The sequence below is a fragment of the Herbidospora sakaeratensis genome (genome assembly GCF_001570525.1).
Taxonomy (GTDB): domain Bacteria; phylum Actinomycetota; class Actinomycetes; order Streptosporangiales; family Streptosporangiaceae; genus Herbidospora; species Herbidospora sakaeratensis.
The window spans coordinates 90,833-107,993 of the sequence record NZ_BBXC01000016.1 but is presented as its reverse complement, the minus strand read 5'-3'; the positions used below and the strand labels follow the sequence as shown (position 1 = coordinate 107,993).

Genomic DNA, 17,161 nt, shown 5'->3' with positions numbered 1-17,161 from the left:
CTTCCGAGGCCCGCCGGGGCCGGTGACGGCGCGTAGGATCCATGCCAAGGAAGGGGAACCAGACCGTTATGAGCACACCGTCCCCGGGGCTGCGGATGGGCCGCCCGTTCGGGATCCCGGTCTACGTGTCGCCGACGTGGCTGATCGTCGCCGCGTTCATCACGATCACGTACGAACCGGTCGCCGCAGGGCAACTACCGGAATTCTCAACATTCGTGCACTACTCAGTCGCCCTGCTGTTCGCGGTGCTGCTCTACCTGTCGGTGCTCGTCCACGAGCTGGCCCACTGCGTGGTCGCCAAAGCCTATGGTCTGCCGGTCAAGCGCATCACGCTCTACCTGCTGGGCGGGGTCTCGGAGATCGAGCGCGAGCCCGACACCCCCGGCAAGGAGTTCCTGATCTCCTTCGCCGGCCCGGTCGCCTCGCTCGGCCTGGCGGCCGTCTTCTTCGGCGTCGAGCAGTTCCTCGACGAGGGCACGATCCCCAAGGTCCTGCTCTACATCCTGTGGTTCTCCAACGTGATCGTGGGCGTGTTCAACCTGCTGCCCGGCCTGCCGCTCGACGGCGGCCGGATGCTCAGGGCCGGGGTGTGGCGGCTCACCCGCAACGCCAACTCGGGCACCGTCGCCGCCGCGTGGGTCGGCCGGGGCGTCGCCGTCGTGGTGGTGCTCTACCAGCTCGTCCTGCCGCTGATGGCCGGGCAGGAGCCCGACCTCACCTCCATCATCTGGTCGATGATCCTGGCCTCGTTCATCTGGATGGGCGCCACGCAGTCGCTGCGGGTGGCCAAGGTGCGGTCGAAGCTGCCCCAGGTGCGGGCCCGCGCGCTGGCCAGGAGGGCCCTGCCGGTCGCCTCCGACGTGCCGCTCGCCGAGGCCCTCAGGCGGGCCCGTGAGGGCGGCGCCGGGGCGCTGGTGATCGTCGACCACGAGGGCCGCCCGACCGGGATCGTCAACGAGGCGGCCGTCAACGCGACCCCCGAGGCGCGCCGCCCGTGGATCTCCGCCGGGTCGCTGGCGCGCTCCCTCGAACCGGCCCTCGTCCTGGGCGCCGACCTCGAGGGCGAGTCGTTGATCGACGCGATGCGCGACAACCCCGCGGGCGAATATCTGCTCGTCGAACGGGGCGGCGAAATCTACGGCGTGCTCGCCACCGCCGACGTCAACCGGGTCTTCACGGGCGTCTGACCAGATCGGGAGCGATCACCCCCACTCGTCATCTGGCTCGCGCACCACTAATGTTCTGGTCAAACGATCAGAAGTTAGGTATGGCCGGAGGAGAGTTCTGTGACGGAGCAGGGCGCGGGGGTGGTCCGTCCGCTTCCGGGTGACGGTGTGGTCGCTCACCTGAACGGGCTGGCGCTGGTGTGCGGGCCGGGCTCGGCGCAGGTTGAGGAGTTGCTCGACGCGGTGCGGGAGACCGCCGAGAACGGCGGCGACGGACGGGCCCTGGTCCGTAAGGTCGCCCAGGTTCTGGCGCGCTCCATGAACGACGAGCCGCCGACCATCGCGGTCGCCGGTCCGACGGGTGGCGGCGTGGCGGTGCTGGTGTCGGGCGCGGCCTCGGCCCACCTCTTCGGCGCCCCCGACGGCGACTTCGTGGTCTCGGGGCAGGACGCCCTCACGTGGGCCGACCGCCTGGTGGCCGGACCGGTGGGCCGGGTCGAGTTGCGGCTGCCCGGCTCGGGCCCGTCCAGCCCTTACTCGCGCCTCGACGGCGGGGTGGTCGCGGGCGGCGGCGCCGAGATCGACTACACGGCGACCGGCCACACCATGCACCGGCCCCACCCGATCCCGCAGCCCTCCCCGCCGCCCCAGCCGGGTCATCCCTACGCCTCGCAGCCCTCGGGCCCGCAGCAGCCGATGATCCCCCACCAGCCGCCGCCCCCGCCGGGCGTGCCGCCGTACGGCGGCCAGCCGTCCTACGACCCGCCGCCGCCCTACGAGCCGGCCCCCTACGAGCCGCCTCCCATGGGCGGCCCGATGCAGCCGCCGCCCCACCCGGCCCCGGGCCCCTTCGGCCCGCCCCCCGGCCTGCCGATGGGCCCCCCGCCGATGGGCGCCCCGCAGCCCCCGGTCGCCGAGCCGCTGCCGACCCAGCACGACGACCGCCGCCACGACAGCGGCCACTTCGAACCCCAGCCGCAGCCCGAGCCCCCGGCCGACGACCCGAGCGACTCCACCCAGATGGACGCCGCCCCGGAGCGCCTCGGCCCCATGGTCCACGGCGTCGACTGCAAGAACGACCACTTCAACGACCCGCGCGCGCCCTACTGCGCGGTCTGCGGAGTGCCCCTGTCGACGCGTGACCTGGTGCCCTACAAGGGCCCGCGCCCCGCGCTCGGCGTCCTGCTCCTCGACGACGGCATGGCGCTGACCCTCGACAGCGACTACATCCTCGGCCGCGACCCCGAGCGCGCCCCCGAGGTGCAGTCGGGCGACGCCCGCCCGGCCCGGGTGACCAGCCCCGACGGCTCGGTCTCCCGCCGCCACCTGCGGGTCACCCTCGAGAACTGGGACGTGAACCTGATCGACCTCGGCTCGGTCAACGGCACCCAGATCCAGCCCCCGGGCGACCCGAACTTCTACGACATCCCCCCGAACGAGTCGGTCACGATCATGCCCGGCACGACGGTCCGGGTGGGCGTCTCCCGCACGATGCGCTTCGAGCCCCACCGCAGCGCCTGAGCACGACGGAACCCCGGCCGCCCGCCGGGGTTCCGCTTTTCCCCCGGGTCAGGGGAGGCGGAGCCGGTCGAGTTCGGCGAGCATGATCTCCTCGATCCTCGACGCCCGGTCGGGGTAGAGCAGGCGGTGCAGGCTCAGCCCGTCGACCAGGGCCAGCAGCCGTTCGGCCGTGTCGTCGAGGCCCTCATCCGCGATCTCCCCGGCGTCGGCCGCGCTCTGGAGCAGGGTGCGCACCAGCAGGCACAGGTCGGCCGCCTCCTCGCGCTGGGTGCGCAGCAGCGCCGGCGAGGTCAGGCTGCGGGCCCAGAAGCCGATCTCCAGGCCGGTCTCGCGTTCGCGCTCCTCGTCCATCGGCAGGTTGTCCAGGAGGAGTTCGCGCAGCGCCGCCAGGCCCGTCAGGCCGGTCAGCTTCGCGGCCAGGCGTTCGGTGATGCGCCGGTGGCTCGTGCGCAGGGCCGACAGGAGGATTTCATCCTTGTCGGCGAAGTAGTGGGTCAGCACCCCGTTGGAGTAGCCGGCCTCCTTCGCGATCGCCCGCGTGGTCGCGGCCTCGATTCCCTCGCGCAGGATGATGCGCCGGGCCGCGGCGACGACCTCTTCCCTGCGTTCGTCATGGTTCACGATCTTCGGCATGTTGACATTTTAGTCGGGCGCCCGTCTATCATCCAGGCCATGTCGGTAGTCACGCTCGGCGTCCACATCGTGGACGTGCTCGCCCGGCCCGTCGAGTCGATCCCGGCCGGCCAGGACACCCATCTGGTCGAGCAGGTGCGCATCACCGCCGCCGGGGCCGCCGCCGGGACGGCGGTCGTGCTGGCCAAGCTGGGCCTTCCGGTCACCTCGCTCGGGGCCGTCGGCGACGACGAACTCGGCGACTTCCTGCTCATGATCATGAACCGGCACGGCGTCGACGTCTCCCGGGTGACGCGCAAGCCGGGGGAGCAGACCGCCGCCTCGATCCTGCCGATCAGGCCCGACGGCGGGCGGCCCTCGTTCCACGTGCCCGGCGCCAACCTGGGGCTCTCCACGGCCGACGTCGACGCCGACGTGATCAGGGGCGCCACGGTCCTCCACCTCGGCGGCATGGACGCCACCTGGGGCCTGCACGACCCCGCCTTCCACGCCCTGCTCGACGAGGTGCGGGGCCGGGGCACGCAGGTCACCCTCGACCTGCTGTCGAACATGCCCGACCTGATGCCCGCCGCGAAGACCTTCCTGCCCCACGTCGACCACTTCCTGCCCAACGAGGAGCAGGCCCTCAGGATGACCGGCGCCCCGACCGTCGAGGAGGCCGCCAAGAGCCTCCTCGCCGAGGGCCCGAGCACGGTGATCATCACGCTCGGCGCCGAGGGCAGCCTGGTCGCCACGTCCGACGGGCTCACCCGGGTGCCCGCGGAAGACGTCCAGGTGATCGACACGACCGGATGCGGTGACGCCTACTGCGCCGGCTTCGCCGCCGGGCTGCTCACCGGGCGTCCGGTGCTCGAATCGGCCCGTCTGGGCACCGCCGTCGCCGCCCGCGTGGCCGGCGGCCTCGGCTCCGACGCGAACCTGGACGGCGCCGCCGCCCTGCTGTCCTGAGAGGAAGACTTCCCCCATGTCCCTGGACGCCGATCTGCGCGCCCGCGCCGCCAAGGTCATCCCCGGCGGCATGTACGGCCACCTCAACGCCGCCCTCCACGGCGACACCTACCCCCAGTTCTTCGTCCGGGGCGAGGGCGCCCGCCAGTGGGACGCCGACGGACGGGAGTACGTCGACCTGATGTGCTCCTGGGGTCCCATGATCGTCGGGCACCGCAACCCCCGCGTGGAGGAGGCCGCCGCCCGGCTCCAGGCCCAGGGCGACTGCCTCAACGGGCCCGGCCCGATCATGGTCGAGCTCGCCGAGCTGCTCGTCGACCTCATCCCGGCCGCCGAGTGGGCCATGTTCTCCAAGAACGGCACCGACGCCACCACCCAGGCCCTCATGGTCGCCCGCGCCGCCACCGGCCGCACGAAGGTCCTGGTCGCCCACGGCGCCTACCACGGCGCCGACCCGTGGTGCACGCCCGGCCTCTCGGGCGTCACGCCCAACCAGCGCGCCGACACCGTCGAGTTCGCCTACAACGACCTGGCCGACGCCGAGCGGGCCGCCGCCGAGGCCGGCGACGACGTCGCGGCCATCCTGGTGACCCCGTTCAAGCACGACTCCTTCGAGGACCAGGCGCTCGCCGAGGCCGGCTTCGCTCTCGGGATCAGGGCGCTGGCCGACCGCCTCGGCGCGGCCCTGGTGATCGACGAGGTCCGCGCCGGCTTCCGGCTCGACCTGAGGGGCACCTGGGAGCCCTTCGGTGTACGTCCCGACCTCTCGGCCTGGTCGAAGGCCATGGGCAACGGCCACGCCGTCGCGGCCGTCACCGGCGCCGACGCGCTCAAGAACGCGGCCCAGACCCTCTATTCGACCGGGTCGTTCTGGTTCTCCTCGGCCGCCATGGGCGCCGCCAAGGCCACGATCGAGATCCTCCGGGAGTCCGGCGGCCCGGCCCTGATCGAACGCGCGGGGGCGAGGCTGCGTACCGGACTGTATGAGCAGGCCAAGAGCCACGGCTTCACGATCAACCAGACGGGCCCGGTGCAGATCCCGTGGCTCTCGTTCGACGGCGACGCCACGTTGGAGCGGGGCGTCTTCTGGGCGGCCGCCTGCCTGGCCGAGGGCGTCTATCTGCACCCCTGGCACAACTGGTTCCTGTCGACCGCCCACACCGACGCCGAGATCGACCGCGCCCTGGAGGGCACCGACGCGGCGTTCGCCACGACCGCCAGGAGGTTCAGCGGAGCCTGAGCCATTCGACGTTGTCGGTCCACGTCCCGTCGGGACCCGGCAGATATTCCTTCTGGGTCCCGAGCCGGGTGAACCCGGCCCGCTCCAGCACGGCCTGGGAGGCCAGGTTCTCCGGGTTGGTGCCGGAGATCAGCCGCCGCAGGCCCGCCTGCGTGAACGCCCACTCGGCGAGCAACTCGACCGCCCGGGTGACCAGGCCGCGGCCCCGGAAGTCGGGGTGCAGGCTGTAGCCGACCATGGCCTCCCGCATGGGCGGGGTCAGGTGCGACAACTGGATGTCTCCGGCGAACGCGCCCGTCTCGGCGTCGCGGATGGCCATCTCGGCCTGGACGCCGGCCAGCCAGCGATATCCGGCCCCGGCGCACCGGTAGAGCGTCTCGGCGAACGGCGGCGCCTCCGGCGGCACGCGGTAGCGCACCACGTCGGGCATCGAGGCCAGCGCCTGGTAGGCCGGTGCGTCGTCGCCCGTCAGCATGGTGAGCGCGACGACGCCGTCGGTCAGGCCGCCCTCGGGCAGGAACGGCAGGAACGGCCTGATCGGCTCCCCGGAGTCGCCGGGCAGCCGGCCGAACAGGGCCATGTCGGCCCGGCCCCCGCCGCGGACCGGGCCGCCGCCGCGCTGCAGCCCCTCGTGGCGGAACCCGGCCGCCAGCGCGACCTTCTGCGAGCCCACGTTCTCCATCTCGGCGACCAGGTGCACCCGGGGCGCCCCCTGCTCGAAGGCCCACGAGGTGACGGCCCGCAGGGCCGCGGAGGCCACGCCGCGGCCGCGCGCCCACGGGGCCACCCAATAGCCCGCCTCGACGTTGCCGAACCGGTCGGGCAGGTGCAGCCCCATCACCCCGTTCAGCTCGCCGGTCGCGGCGTCGGCGATGATGAACTCGGCCCCGCCCGTCCTCCACCGCTCCTCGCAGATCTCCATCAGCCAATACCGGGCGTCCTCTTCCGTGTACGGACTGGGCAGGGCCGGGATGAAGCGCTGGGTCAGCGGGTCGGAACAGGCGCGCGCGACGGCGGGGATGTCGGCCTCGACGGCCGGCCGGAGGATGATCGGTCCGGATGAGATGGATTCGCGGGGGTACATGGCCTCTTGCTATCAGTCGTCCGAGTCGGGGGACAAACGTTTTGCCATTAGCCTTGCCGCCATGGGTTTTCGCAGGCACGGCCCGTTCCAGGCCGGAGATCAGGTTCAGCTCACCGATCCGAAGAACAAGCGCCACACCGTGACGCTCAAAGAGGACGGCGTCTTCCACACCCACAAGGGCATGATCGCCCACGCCGACCTGATCGGGCAGCCTGAGGGGTCCGTCGTGCGCTCGTCGGGCGGCATCAACTACCTGGCGTTCCGCCACCTGCTGTCCGACTACACGCTGTCGATGCCGCGCGGCGCGGCGGTGATCTACCCGAAGGACTCGGCGCAGATCGTCGCCATGGCCGACATCTTCCCCGGCGCCAAGGTCGTCGAGGCCGGCGTCGGCTCGGGGGCGCTGTCCTGCTTCCTGCTGCGCGCCATCGGCACGGAGGGCTCGCTGACGTCGTACGAACGCCGCGCCGACTTCGCCGAGGTCGCCACCAAGAACGTGACCAAGTTCTTCGGCGGCGAGCTCAAGCAGTGGCGCCTGGTGGTCGGCGACTTCAACGAGGCCCTCGACGAGACCGACGTCGACCGCGTCATCCTCGACATGCTCGCCCCGTGGGAGTGCGTCGACGCGGCGAGCAAAGCTCTGACCCCCGGCGGCGTGATCTGCTGCTACGTGGCCACGACGACCCAGATGTCAAGGACCGTCGAGACACTTCGCGATCACGGGAGTTTCACGGAGCCCCACGCGTGGGAGACCCTGATTCGCGACTGGCATGTCGAAGGTCTCGCCGTCCGTCCCGATCACCGCATGGTCGGGCACACCGGCTTCCTCGTCACCGCCCGCCGCATGGCGGACGGCGTCACGCCGCCGCCCAGGCGTCGCCGCCCGGCAAAGGGGGCGTATGGGGAGGGTACGGAAGACCAGTGACGATTTAGCGGCAAACCGGCAAACAACCGTGACAGCGGGAACAAACACCGTGTTCCATGTGCTCACGCAGATAAACCCACCGAAATGGCACTAACTAGCAAACACTCCACGTAACTAGACGAACACCAGTGGGCTACGTTTTTCAAGGCCGTCAGATTGGTAGGGACTTGAGTAGTCTTTCCTCTACTGGGAAGGAGGTGACGGGGCGTGGCAGCTCGCGATGACGCAGAGGCTCGGGCCGCGCAGCGCGAACGGGAGGTCGCCGACCTCACAACACAGGTCTCCTTCCTTCAGGAGGAGATCACCGCGTTGCGCCGCAAGCTTGCGGAATCCCCCCGCCAGGCGCGGGTGCTGGAGGAGCGTCTCCACGACGTTCAAGCTCAGGTGGTCGCCCTCACAGGCCAGAACGAACGGCTCGTGGCCACCCTCAAGGAGGCCAGGGACCAGATCGTCGCCCTCAAGGAGGAGGTCGACCGGCTGGCGCAACCGCCATCCGGTTTCGGCGTCTTCCTCGAGGCCAGAGAAGACGGCACGATCGAGGTGTTCACCGGCGGGCGCAAGCTCCGGGTGAACGTCAGCCCCGCCGTCGACGTCGACTCGTTGAAGCGCGGCCAGGAGGTCATGCTCAACGAGGCGCTGAACGTGGTCGAAGCCCTGGGCTTCGAAGACGTGGGCGAGATCGTGATGTTGAAGGAGCTGCTCGAAGACGGGCAGCGCGCGCTCGTGATATCGCACGCCGACGAAGAGCGCGTCGTGAAGCTCGCCGAGTCGCTGCTGCAGCAGCCGATCCGGTCGGGCGACTCACTCCTGCTGGAACCGCGTTCGGGCTACGTTTACGAGCGCATTCCCAAGTCGGAGGTCGAGGAGCTCGTCCTCGAAGAGGTGCCCGACATCTCTTACGACGAGATCGGCGGCCTGCGCGGCCAGATCGAGCAGATCAGGGACGCCATCGAGCTTCCCTACCTGCACGCCGACCTGTTCCGGGAGCACAAGCTCCGCCCGCCCAAGGGCGTGCTGCTCTACGGCCCTCCCGGTTGCGGCAAGACGCTCATCGCCAAGGCGGTCGCCAACTCCCTGGCCAAGCAGGTCGCGGAGAAGACCGGCCAGTCGGGCAAGAGCTTCTTCCTCAACATCAAGGGCCCGGAGCTCCTGAACAAGTACGTCGGCGAGACCGAGCGGCACATCCGCCTGGTCTTCCAGCGGGCGCGCGAGAAGGCGTCCGAGGGCACCCCGGTGATCGTGTTCTTCGACGAGATGGACTCGATCTTCCGCACGCGTGGCTCGGGTGTGTCGTCCGACGTCGAGAACACCATCGTCCCTCAGCTGCTGTCGGAGATCGACGGCGTCGAGGGCCTGGAGAACGTCATCGTCATCGGCGCCTCCAACCGCGAAGACATGATCGACCCGGCGATCCTGCGGCCCGGCCGCCTCGACGTGAAGATCAAGATCGAGCGGCCCGACGCCGAGGCGGCGAAGGACATCTTCTCCAAGTACCTGATCTCCGACCTCCCGCTCCACCCCGACGACCTCGTGGAGCACGGCAGCAGCCGTGAGTCCACGATCGCCGAGATGATCCAGCGGGTCGTCGAGCGCATGTACAACGAGATCGAGGAGAACCGCTTCCTCGAGGTGACCTACGCCAACGGTGACAAGGAAGTCCTCTACTTCAAGGACTTCAACTCCGGCGCGATGATCCAGAACATCGTCGACCGGGGCAAGAAGATGGCGATCAAGCAGTTCCTGGAGACGGGCCAGAAGGGCCTGCGCATCCAGCACCTGATGGCCGCCTGCGTCGACGAGTTCCGGGAGAACGAAGACCTCCCGAACACCACCAACCCCGACGACTGGGCCCGCATCTCCGGCAAGAAGGGCGAGCGGATCGTCTACATCCGCACCCTCGTGCAGGGCAAGCAGGGCACCGAGGCCGGCAGGTCAATAGACACGGTGGCCAACACGGGGCAGTACCTGTAGGGAATTGCGAAAACGGCACGTTCTCCCGATACGGGAGACGTGCCGTTTTTCGTTTGTGACGCCTTGATTGTCGCCGGGACGTTGTAGCGTTGCCGGTTGTGCGGTATTGGTGCGGAAACAAACGCGAGGGCCTGAAGTGACGCGCGGGGCGTGGAACGGGGACCACCCCCGACGACCCGACCCCGTTCCCGGCGGCGCGTGGCCGGGAACCCCCCAACCGGGCGACGCCCGCGTCTGGCCCCACGCGCCCGAACCACCACCCGCCCCCGGGGCCTACGGCCCCCCTGACGCGCGGCCTGTCGGCTCGCAGCCGCCTTTCCCCAACACGCCGGAGCCGGGTGCGGCCTGGCCGAGTGACCCCGGATCCGCTTCCACCGGGCCGGATGCGCCGCAGCCGACGCAGGGCCAGACCTGGCCGGGCGGGCCTGGAGCCGATTCTGCGGGGACGCACACGCCTGAGCGGACGCAGGGCTTGTCGTGGTCGGCTGGGTCCGGTTCAGCAGGTCCGGATGCGCCGGTGGCCTGGCCGGCCGGGCCTGGTTCTGCGGGGACGCACACGCCTGAGCGGACGCAGGGCTTGTCGTGGCCAGCTGGGCCTGGTTCTGCGGGGCCGGACACGTCCCAGCGGACACAGGGTGGGGCCTGGCCGGCGGGATCCGGTGCCGCCGCGTCGGACCTGCCTCGGCAGCCACAAGGTGTGGCCTGGCCGACCGGGCCTGGTTCTCCGGGGATGGGCGCGCCTCAGTCGACGCAGGGTGTGGCCTGGCCTGGTGGGCCCGCGGCCGGGGATGCGCGGGTGTGGCCCGCCGGGGCTGATGCCGATGGGCGTGGCTTTGCGTGGCCGGACGGACCTGACGTGTCTGCGCCGCATCAGGGTGGAGCGCGGGCTGGGGCCGGCACCTGGACCGGGGGAGCGGAGGCGCCCGTGACCGGGCAGTGGCTCGGGTTAGGGGCGGACTCTTCGGTGGCGGCGCCCGAACGGGAGGCGCCCGCCGGGCGGGGTGGGGGCCGGCGGGGCCGGGGCGGGACGCCGCCCGCGGTGCCCGGGGCCGAGCCGCGGACCGGGCTGGCTCCGCCCGTGCGGCAACCCCGGCTGGTGGAACTCGACCTGTTGCGGTTCCTGGCCGCGTTCGCGGTCATGGCGTTCCACTACATGGCGGCCTCTCGGTCGTTGTGGGACGAGTCGCCGGTGGTGCTGTTCGAGCCGGTCAAGTACTTCGCGACGCTCGGTATCCTCGGGGTCGAGTTGTTCTTCCTCATCAGCGGGTTCGTCATCCTGATGAGCGCCTGGGGGCACAGCCTGCGCAGGTTCGCCGTGTCCCGGTTCGCGCGGCTCTATCCGGCCTACTGGTTCACCGTGATCGCTTTGTACGTCCTCTACACGTACACGAGCGTCGAGTACTTCAAACCCAACCTCGACACGGTCGGCTACGCGATCAACCTCACGATGCTGCAGGAGGCGTTCGGCGTCATCCCGGCCGGGGGAGTGTTCTGGTCGCTCTGGGTGGAGCTGAAGTTCTACTTCCTGATCTCCATCGTGGTGATCATGGGCGTGAACCTGCGGCGGGCCCTGGGGTTCATGTGGGTGTGGCTGGCCGCCGCGATCTTCGCCGAGTGGCTGCAGAACCCCATCGTCACCGAGATCGTCATGCCCCGGCAGGCGCCCTACTTCATCGCCGGCATGGCCTTCTACCTGATCCACCGCGAGGGCTCCACCGTCACCCGGTGGGGGTTCGTCCTGGTCGGCTACGCCTGTTCCCTGTACGCGGCCCTGGAGCGCATGCAGAGCCGCATCGACCTCGTGGGGATCAAGAACTTCCCGGCGCCGCCGCCGGCCGTCATCGCCTGGATCACGGTCATCTACGTGCTCATGGCGGCCGTCGCCCTCGGGTGGTTGCGGTGGGTGCGGTGGCGGGCGCTCACGACGGTCGGGGCGCTGACGTACCCCCTCTACCTGGTACATCAGAACGTCTCGGCGGTACTTATCCCGGAATTCCGGGAATCTATAAATCCGTGGGTGCTCGCCGGGGGCACGATGCTGGCATCGATTCTTCTGTCGTATGCTGTATACCGGCTTGTTGATCGCCCAGGTCAGCGGTTGCTGCGCCGTCTGATGGGCAGGAGCCCAGTGGAACAACGCCAGGCATCGGTGCCGTAACTGTCTGGTGGCCGGGCATAGTGAAGGGGCTAGGCTCGGGATATAAACGGCGGAACGACAGGCCATGGGGTGCGCATGACAGTCCGGCGGGTGATGGGCATCGAGACCGAGTACGGAATTTCCGTGCCCGGTCAACCAGGTGCGAATGCGATGGTGACCTCCTCGCAGGTCGTCAACGCATACCTGGCGGCCTCGGCCGCGCGCGCCCGCCGCGCCCGGTGGGACTTCGAGGAGGAGAACCCCCTCCGCGACGCCCGGGGTTTCGACCTCGCCCGTGAGGCGGCCGACTCCAGTCAGCTCACCGACGAAGATTTGGGCCTCGCCAACGTCATCCTCACCAACGGCGCCCGGCTCTACGTCGACCACGCCCACCCCGAATACTCCACGCCCGAGTGCACCAACCCCCGGGCCGCGGTCATCTGGGACAAGGCGGGCGAGCGGGTCATGCACGACGCGGCGGTGCGCGCTTCGGGCATGCCGGGCAACGCGCCGATCCAGCTCTACAAGAACAACACCGACTCCAAGGGCGCCAGCTACGGCTGCCACGAGAACTACCTGATGCGCCGGGCGACCCCGTTCGCCGACATCGTGCGCCACCTGACCCCGTTCTTCGTCTCCCGCCAGGTCTTCGCGGGGGCGGGCAAGGTCGGCATCGGGCAGGACTCGCGCGGCGACGGCTACCAGATCTCGCAGCGGGCCGACTTCTTCGAGGTCGAGGTCGGCCTCGAGACGACCCTCAAGCGCCCGATCATCAACACCCGCGACGAGCCCCACGCCGACCCGGAGAAGTACCGCCGGCTCCACGTGATCATCGGCGACGCGAACATGTCCGAGATCTCGACCTACCTGAAGCTCGGCACCACCTCGCTCGTGCTCGCCATGATCGAAGACGGCTTCCTCACGGTCGACCTGTCGGTCGAGTCGCCGGTCGCCGCGCTGCGCGCCATCTCCCACGACCCGTCGTGCAAGCACATCGTGACGCTGCGGTCGGGCCGCAAGATGACGGCCGTCCAGCTGCAGATGGAATATCTGGAGCAGGCCCGCAAGTACGTGGAGGACCGCTACGGCTCCAACGCCGACGAGATGACCAAAGACGTGCTCAACCGGTGGGAGTCGGTGCTGACCCGGCTCGCCGAAGACCCGATGCAGCTCTCGCGGGAGCTCGACTGGGTGGCCAAGCTCGAACTGCTCGAGGGCTACCGCACCCGCGACAAGCTTCCCTGGTCCCACCCCCGGCTGCAGCTCGTCGACCTCCAGTACGCCGACATCCGCCCCGAGCGCGGGCTCTACAACCGGCTGGTCGAGCGGGGCCGCATGCAGCGCCTGGTTACGGAAGACGACGTGGAGCGTGCTATCGAAACGCCGCCCACCGACACCCGGGCCTACTTCCGGGGCCGGTGTCTGCGGCAGTACAGCGAGTCGGTGGCGGCGGCGTCGTGGGATTCGGTGATATTCGACATCCCGGGCCGCGAGTCCCTGCAGCGCGTGCCGACCCTGGAGCCGCTGCGCGGCACCAAGGCCCACGTGGGCGACCTCCTCGACCGCTGCCGCACGGCGGCCGAACTGGTCGCGGCCCTGACGGGCGATTCGTGACCTGAGGGTGTCGTGGCCGAGCCACGACCAACCGCGTCGAAGCCCGGAGCCGTCTGGCTCCGGGCTTTCGCGTTCGGTCGGGGTACGCGGTCGGGTCCGGTGGATGTGCGGAAGTGACCGGGTGGCGCGGGCGAGGCGGGCTGCACCGCCGGGGTGCCTTGAGGTAGAGGGCTGTGCTTGACCAGGCTTGGCCTGGGTGTCTCACCGGCAGCCCGTTGATCTACTTTGTAAAGGGGTCGGGATCGTGTCGTCTTGACGGTTTTTGGCATATCGGGGTACGTTCGCCGGGAATTGTGGCGGCGTGAGGGAAACCGGTGAGAGTCCGGTACGGTCGCGCCACTGTGATCCATCGTCGATGGAGAGTCAGGTCACCACCCGCCACGTTGATCTACGACAGGGACGCGCAATCCCGGAGGAGGATCGTGGCGTGAGCCAGATGTCCAGCTCCCCAGTCATTCCCGTTCGCACCCTGCTGCCGTGGTCGGCGGCGGTGCCCGTACTGTTGATCGTCGCCTATCTGGTGACGATGGACTCGGCGGGGGTGCTCGCCTCGGCCGGTGACTTCCTGCACGAGCTCATGCACGACGGTCGTCATCTGCTCGGCGTTCCCTGCCACTGATGATCAAAGACTTCTTCCTCCGGGGCCTCGGCGCCGGAGCCGTCGCCGGGCTGCTCGCGGGACTCTTCGGGTTCCTCGTCGGGGAGCCCTTCATCGACCAGGCCATCGCGATCGAGGAGGCCGCCGCCGGGGCGGGGCACTCGCACGCCGACGAACTGGTCAGCCGCGGCGGGCAGGCCTTCGGGCTGTTCCTCGCCACCACCCTTTACGGGCTCGTCATCGGCGGGCTGTTCGCGCTCGCCTACGCCTTCGTGAGGGGGCGCTTCGGGCCGGCGAACGAGCAGGCGCTGGCCGTCACGCTGGCGGCCGGGGGGTTCCTGGCCGTCGTGCTCGTCCCGTTCCTCAAGTATCCGGGCAACCCGCCGGCCGTCGGCGACCCGGACACCATCGGGCAGCGGACCGTGCTCTACCTGGTGATGCTCGCCATCGGGCTGCTCGCCCTCGGTGCCGCGGCGGTGATCCACCGGCGGTTCGGGTGGGTGGCGGCCGTCCCGGCGTTCCTGGTGATCGTCGGGGTCGCCTACGCGGTGCTGCCGGGCGTGCAGGAGGTGCCGCCGGAGTTCCCGGCGGTGTTGCTCTGGAACTTCCGGGTGTCGTCGCTGGGGCTGCAGGCCGTGCTCTGGGGCGTGCTCGGCTCGGTGTTCGCGCTGCTGTCGGCGCGGCAGCGGGTGCGGGTCTGACCTTGAGCGGGGACGGCGGTCACGCGACCGGCCGCCGGTCCCGCCCGGCCGGCGTCGTCAAGGCGGTGCGGGTGACGTTGACGGCGCATCCGCTCACCGCGAGCCAGCGTGACGGGGCCTTTCCTCTCGTGGACGAACCGGCGGAGCCCGTGTCGTTCGGGCCGCCCACCGGCGCTCGGATCGTGCGGGGGCCGGAGGCCCGGTGTGACCTGCTTCCGGGCGCCGAGGTCGTGGCCGCGTTGCGGGATCTCGACATGGGGGCCTGGACGGGGCGGCGGCTGGCCGAGATCGCGCCCGGACAACTGGCCGCGTGGGTCGGGGATCTCGCCGCCGCGCCGCACGGTGGTGAGTCGGTCGATGAGCTCCTCGCCCGGACAAAAGGCTGGCTTGAGGGGCTCGACGGAGGATCGGTGTTCGCCGTCACGCATCCGGCCGTCGTGCGGGCCGCCGTCTGCGTGGCAACGGGAGCGGACTATCGGCGGGTCGACGTGCCGCCGCTCGGGCGGGCCTCGCTCACCGGGACGGGCGGCCGGTGGAATCTGCGGTTGCAGTGAAAGGAAGTCGGGAGTGACCTATCCGTTCAGCGCGGTTGTCGGGATGGACGACCTCAAACTGGCGCTCATCCTCAACGCCGTGTCGCCACGGGTGGGTGGGGTGCTCGTGCGCGGGGAGAAGGGCACGGCGAAGTCGACGATCGTGCGGGCGCTGGCCGAGCTGCTCCCCGCCGTCGACGTCGTGCCGGGGTGCCGGTTCGCCTGTGATCCCGCGGCGCCGTACAGCCAGTGCCCGGACGGACCCCACGACGGCGGGAGAGAGACGCGCCGGGCCCGGCTCGTCGAGTTGCCCGTCGGCGCGTCGGAGGATCGGCTCGCCGGGTCGCTCGACCTGGAGAAGGCCCTCGCGCACGGGGTCGCCGCCTTCGAGCCGGGGCTGCTGGCCGCCGCGCACCGCGGTGTGCTCTACGTCGACGAGGTCAACCTGCTGCACGACCACTTGGTCGACCTGCTACTTGACGCCGCCGCGCTCGGCACCTGCTACGTCGAGCGTGAGGGCGTGTCGGTGCGGCACGCGGCACGCTTCCTGCTGGCCGGGACGATGAACCCCGAAGAGGGCGAACTGCGCCCGCAGCTGCTCGACCGGTTCGGGCTGACGGTCGAGGTCCGGGCCTCGCGCGATCCGGGGGAGCGGGCCGAGGTGATCCGCCGCCGGATGGCCTACGAGCGCGACCCCGACGCCTTCGCCGCCGACTGGGCCGCCCGGGAGGGCGAGCTCGCGGCGCGCATCGCCGAGGCGCGCACCCGGGTGGAGTCGGTACGTCTGCCCGACGCCGCCCTCAAGCAGATCGCGACCGTGTGCGCGGGCTTCGAGGTCGACGGCATGCGCGCCGACCTGGTCACCGCCCACGCGGCGGTCGCCCACGCGGCCTGGGCCGGCCGGGACAGGGTCACCACGCGGGACGTGCGCGAGGCGGCCCGCCTCGCCCTGCCCCACCGCCGACGGCGCGATCCTTTCGACGCGCCCGGCCTCGACGAGAACAAACTCGACGAACTGCTCGACCAGTTCCCGGACGACCCCGACGACGACACCGACCCGCCCCACGGCCCGGACGACGATCGGCAGCCACAACACGATTCCGACGCCCAGTCTGAGGAGCCAGGACAGAACGAGACCGACCAGGCCGAATCGAACGAGCAGCCGGACCGACGCCGAGCCAACCAAAACAACTCGAATCACGACAAGTCGGACTCGCGCCAGTCGGACCCCAGCCACTCGGACTCCAACCAGTCGGAGCAGAGCCGCCCAGACGCTGACCAGTCAGAACAAAATCAGTCAGCCCACGGCCAAAGCGCACAGACCCCGGCCGAGCAGTTCCAGGTGGCCGGGGCTCCCTACAAGGCCCGCCTCTTCTCCGTCCCCGGCGTCGGCGGCGGCGCCCCCGGCCGTCGTTCCCGTGGCCGGTCGGCGAAGGGCCGCACCGTCGGCTCCCGCACCCCCACGGCCAAGGTCACCCAGATCCACCTGATGGCCACCCTCCGCGCCGCCGCCCACCGAGGCTGGCGGCAGGGCCCCGTCAAGGTCGCCGACCTGAGAGAGGCGGTCCGGGAAGGCAGGGAGGGCAACCTCGTCCTGTTCGTCGTGGACGCCAGCGGTTCCATGGGCGCGCGCAAGCGCATGGGCGAGGTCAAGACCGCCGTCCTGAGCCTGCTGCTGGACGCCTACCAGCGCCGTGACAAGATCGGCATGATCACCTTCCGGGGGGACTCCGCCGAACTCGTGCTCCCGCCGACCTCCTCGGTCGAGGCGGGCGCGGCGCGGATGCGCCTGCTGAAGACGGGCGGTCGCACCCCCATCGCCGCCGGGCTCGTCAAGGCCGCCGAGGTGCTGGCGGTCGAGCGGCTCAGGGACCCGGCCCGGCGGCCGCTCGTGGTCGTCGTCACCGACGGCCGGGCCACCTCCGGCGACGCCGACCGCGCCGCCGCGCTGCTCAAGGACACGGCCTGCGTCGTCGTCGACTGCGAGTCGGGGCCGGTCCGCCTGGGGCTGGCCGCGCGGCTGGCGGTCCGGTTGACGGCGCCGGTCGTGGATCTGTCCGATGTCGCCCACGTCATGAAAGCCGCGTGAG

Annotated in this window: 14 protein-coding genes and 1 riboswitch; of the genes, 12 read left to right on the top strand and 2 right to left on the bottom strand. The window is 70.5% G+C overall.

The genetic code is table 11. The features are described from left to right. The first annotated feature begins 68 nt into the window (after window positions 1-68). Window positions 69-1,187, top strand: a complete 1,119-nt coding sequence (locus AW271_RS26240; protein ID WP_083977239.1) for a site-2 protease family protein — start codon at window positions 69-71, stop codon at window positions 1,185-1,187. Window positions 1,188-1,286: 99 nt separating this feature from the next. Then, the gene (locus AW271_RS26235) at window positions 1,287-2,687 is read left to right on the top strand and encodes an FHA domain-containing protein (RefSeq protein WP_062340268.1); all 1,401 of its coding nucleotides are present in this window, start codon (window positions 1,287-1,289) and stop codon (window positions 2,685-2,687) included. Between the two features lie 48 nt (window positions 2,688-2,735). Here the strand turns inward: AW271_RS26235 and AW271_RS26230 are convergent, their stop codons facing one another. Next, window positions 2,736-3,320, bottom strand: a complete 585-nt coding sequence (locus tag AW271_RS26230; RefSeq protein WP_062340267.1) for a TetR/AcrR family transcriptional regulator — start codon at window positions 3,318-3,320, stop codon at window positions 2,736-2,738. A 39-nt stretch (window positions 3,321-3,359) separates the two neighbouring features. Here AW271_RS26230 and AW271_RS26225 point away from each other — a divergent pair, with 39 nt between their 5' ends. After that, entirely contained in the window at window positions 3,360-4,268 is a 909-nt protein-coding gene (locus AW271_RS26225) for a carbohydrate kinase family protein (RefSeq protein WP_062340266.1), read from the top strand. A gap of 16 nt (window positions 4,269-4,284) precedes the next feature. Continuing rightward, complete coding sequence (locus tag AW271_RS26220; RefSeq protein WP_062340265.1) at window positions 4,285-5,508, top strand: aminotransferase class III-fold pyridoxal phosphate-dependent enzyme; 1,224 nt, start codon at window positions 4,285-4,287, stop codon at window positions 5,506-5,508. Here the strand turns inward: AW271_RS26220 and AW271_RS26215 are convergent. Further along, complete coding sequence (locus AW271_RS26215) at window positions 5,495-6,592, bottom strand: GNAT family N-acetyltransferase (RefSeq protein ID WP_062340264.1); 1,098 nt, start codon at window positions 6,590-6,592, stop codon at window positions 5,495-5,497. The genes AW271_RS26220 and AW271_RS26215 overlap by 14 nt on opposite strands. Before the next feature lie 61 nt (window positions 6,593-6,653). On the opposite strand from AW271_RS26215, the gene AW271_RS26210 reads away from it, so the two are divergent. The 8 genes from AW271_RS26210 to AW271_RS26175 all read left to right on the top strand — a co-directional run bounded on the left by AW271_RS26210 (window position 6,654) and on the right by AW271_RS26175 (window position 17,160). Then, complete coding sequence (locus AW271_RS26210) at window positions 6,654-7,517, top strand: tRNA (adenine-N1)-methyltransferase (protein WP_062340263.1); 864 nt, start codon at window positions 6,654-6,656, stop codon at window positions 7,515-7,517. 207 nt (window positions 7,518-7,724) lie between these two features. Further along, window positions 7,725-9,488 carry a proteasome ATPase gene (gene arc, locus AW271_RS26205; protein ID WP_062340262.1) on the top strand — a complete coding sequence of 588 codons (1,764 nt, stop codon included), beginning with the start codon at window positions 7,725-7,727 and terminating at the stop codon, window positions 9,486-9,488. A gap of 1,078 nt (window positions 9,489-10,566) precedes the next feature. After that, window positions 10,567-11,646 carry an acyltransferase family protein gene (locus tag AW271_RS26200; RefSeq protein WP_245653201.1) on the top strand — a complete coding sequence of 360 codons (1,080 nt, stop codon included), beginning with the start codon at window positions 10,567-10,569 and terminating at the stop codon, window positions 11,644-11,646. Between the two features lie 75 nt (window positions 11,647-11,721). Then, the gene (dop, locus tag AW271_RS26195) at window positions 11,722-13,239 is read left to right on the top strand and encodes a depupylase/deamidase Dop (protein WP_083977237.1); all 1,518 of its coding nucleotides are present in this window, start codon (window positions 11,722-11,724) and stop codon (window positions 13,237-13,239) included. Between the two features lie 279 nt (window positions 13,240-13,518). After that, window positions 13,519-13,661, top strand: a riboswitch (adenosylcobalamin (AdoCbl) riboswitch). 14 nt (window positions 13,662-13,675) lie between these two features. Beyond that, entirely contained in the window at window positions 13,676-13,858 is a 183-nt protein-coding gene (locus tag AW271_RS26190; RefSeq protein ID WP_062340431.1) for a CbtB domain-containing protein, read from the top strand. Further along, on the top strand, window positions 13,858-14,538 hold the full coding sequence (locus AW271_RS26185; RefSeq protein WP_062340260.1) for a CbtA family protein: 681 nt from the start codon (window positions 13,858-13,860) through the stop codon (window positions 14,536-14,538). The genes AW271_RS26190 and AW271_RS26185 overlap by 1 nt, the downstream gene beginning before the upstream one ends. 2 nt (window positions 14,539-14,540) lie before the next feature. Next, window positions 14,541-15,092: a histidine phosphatase family protein gene (locus tag AW271_RS26180; protein WP_062340259.1), complete on the top strand. Its 552-nt coding sequence runs from the start codon at window positions 14,541-14,543 to the stop codon at window positions 15,090-15,092. A gap of 43 nt (window positions 15,093-15,135) precedes the next feature. Then, window positions 15,136-17,160, top strand: coding sequence for a VWA domain-containing protein (locus AW271_RS26175; RefSeq protein ID WP_062340430.1), 2,025 nt, complete (start codon window positions 15,136-15,138; stop codon window positions 17,158-17,160). Window position 17,161: the final 1 nt, after the last annotated feature.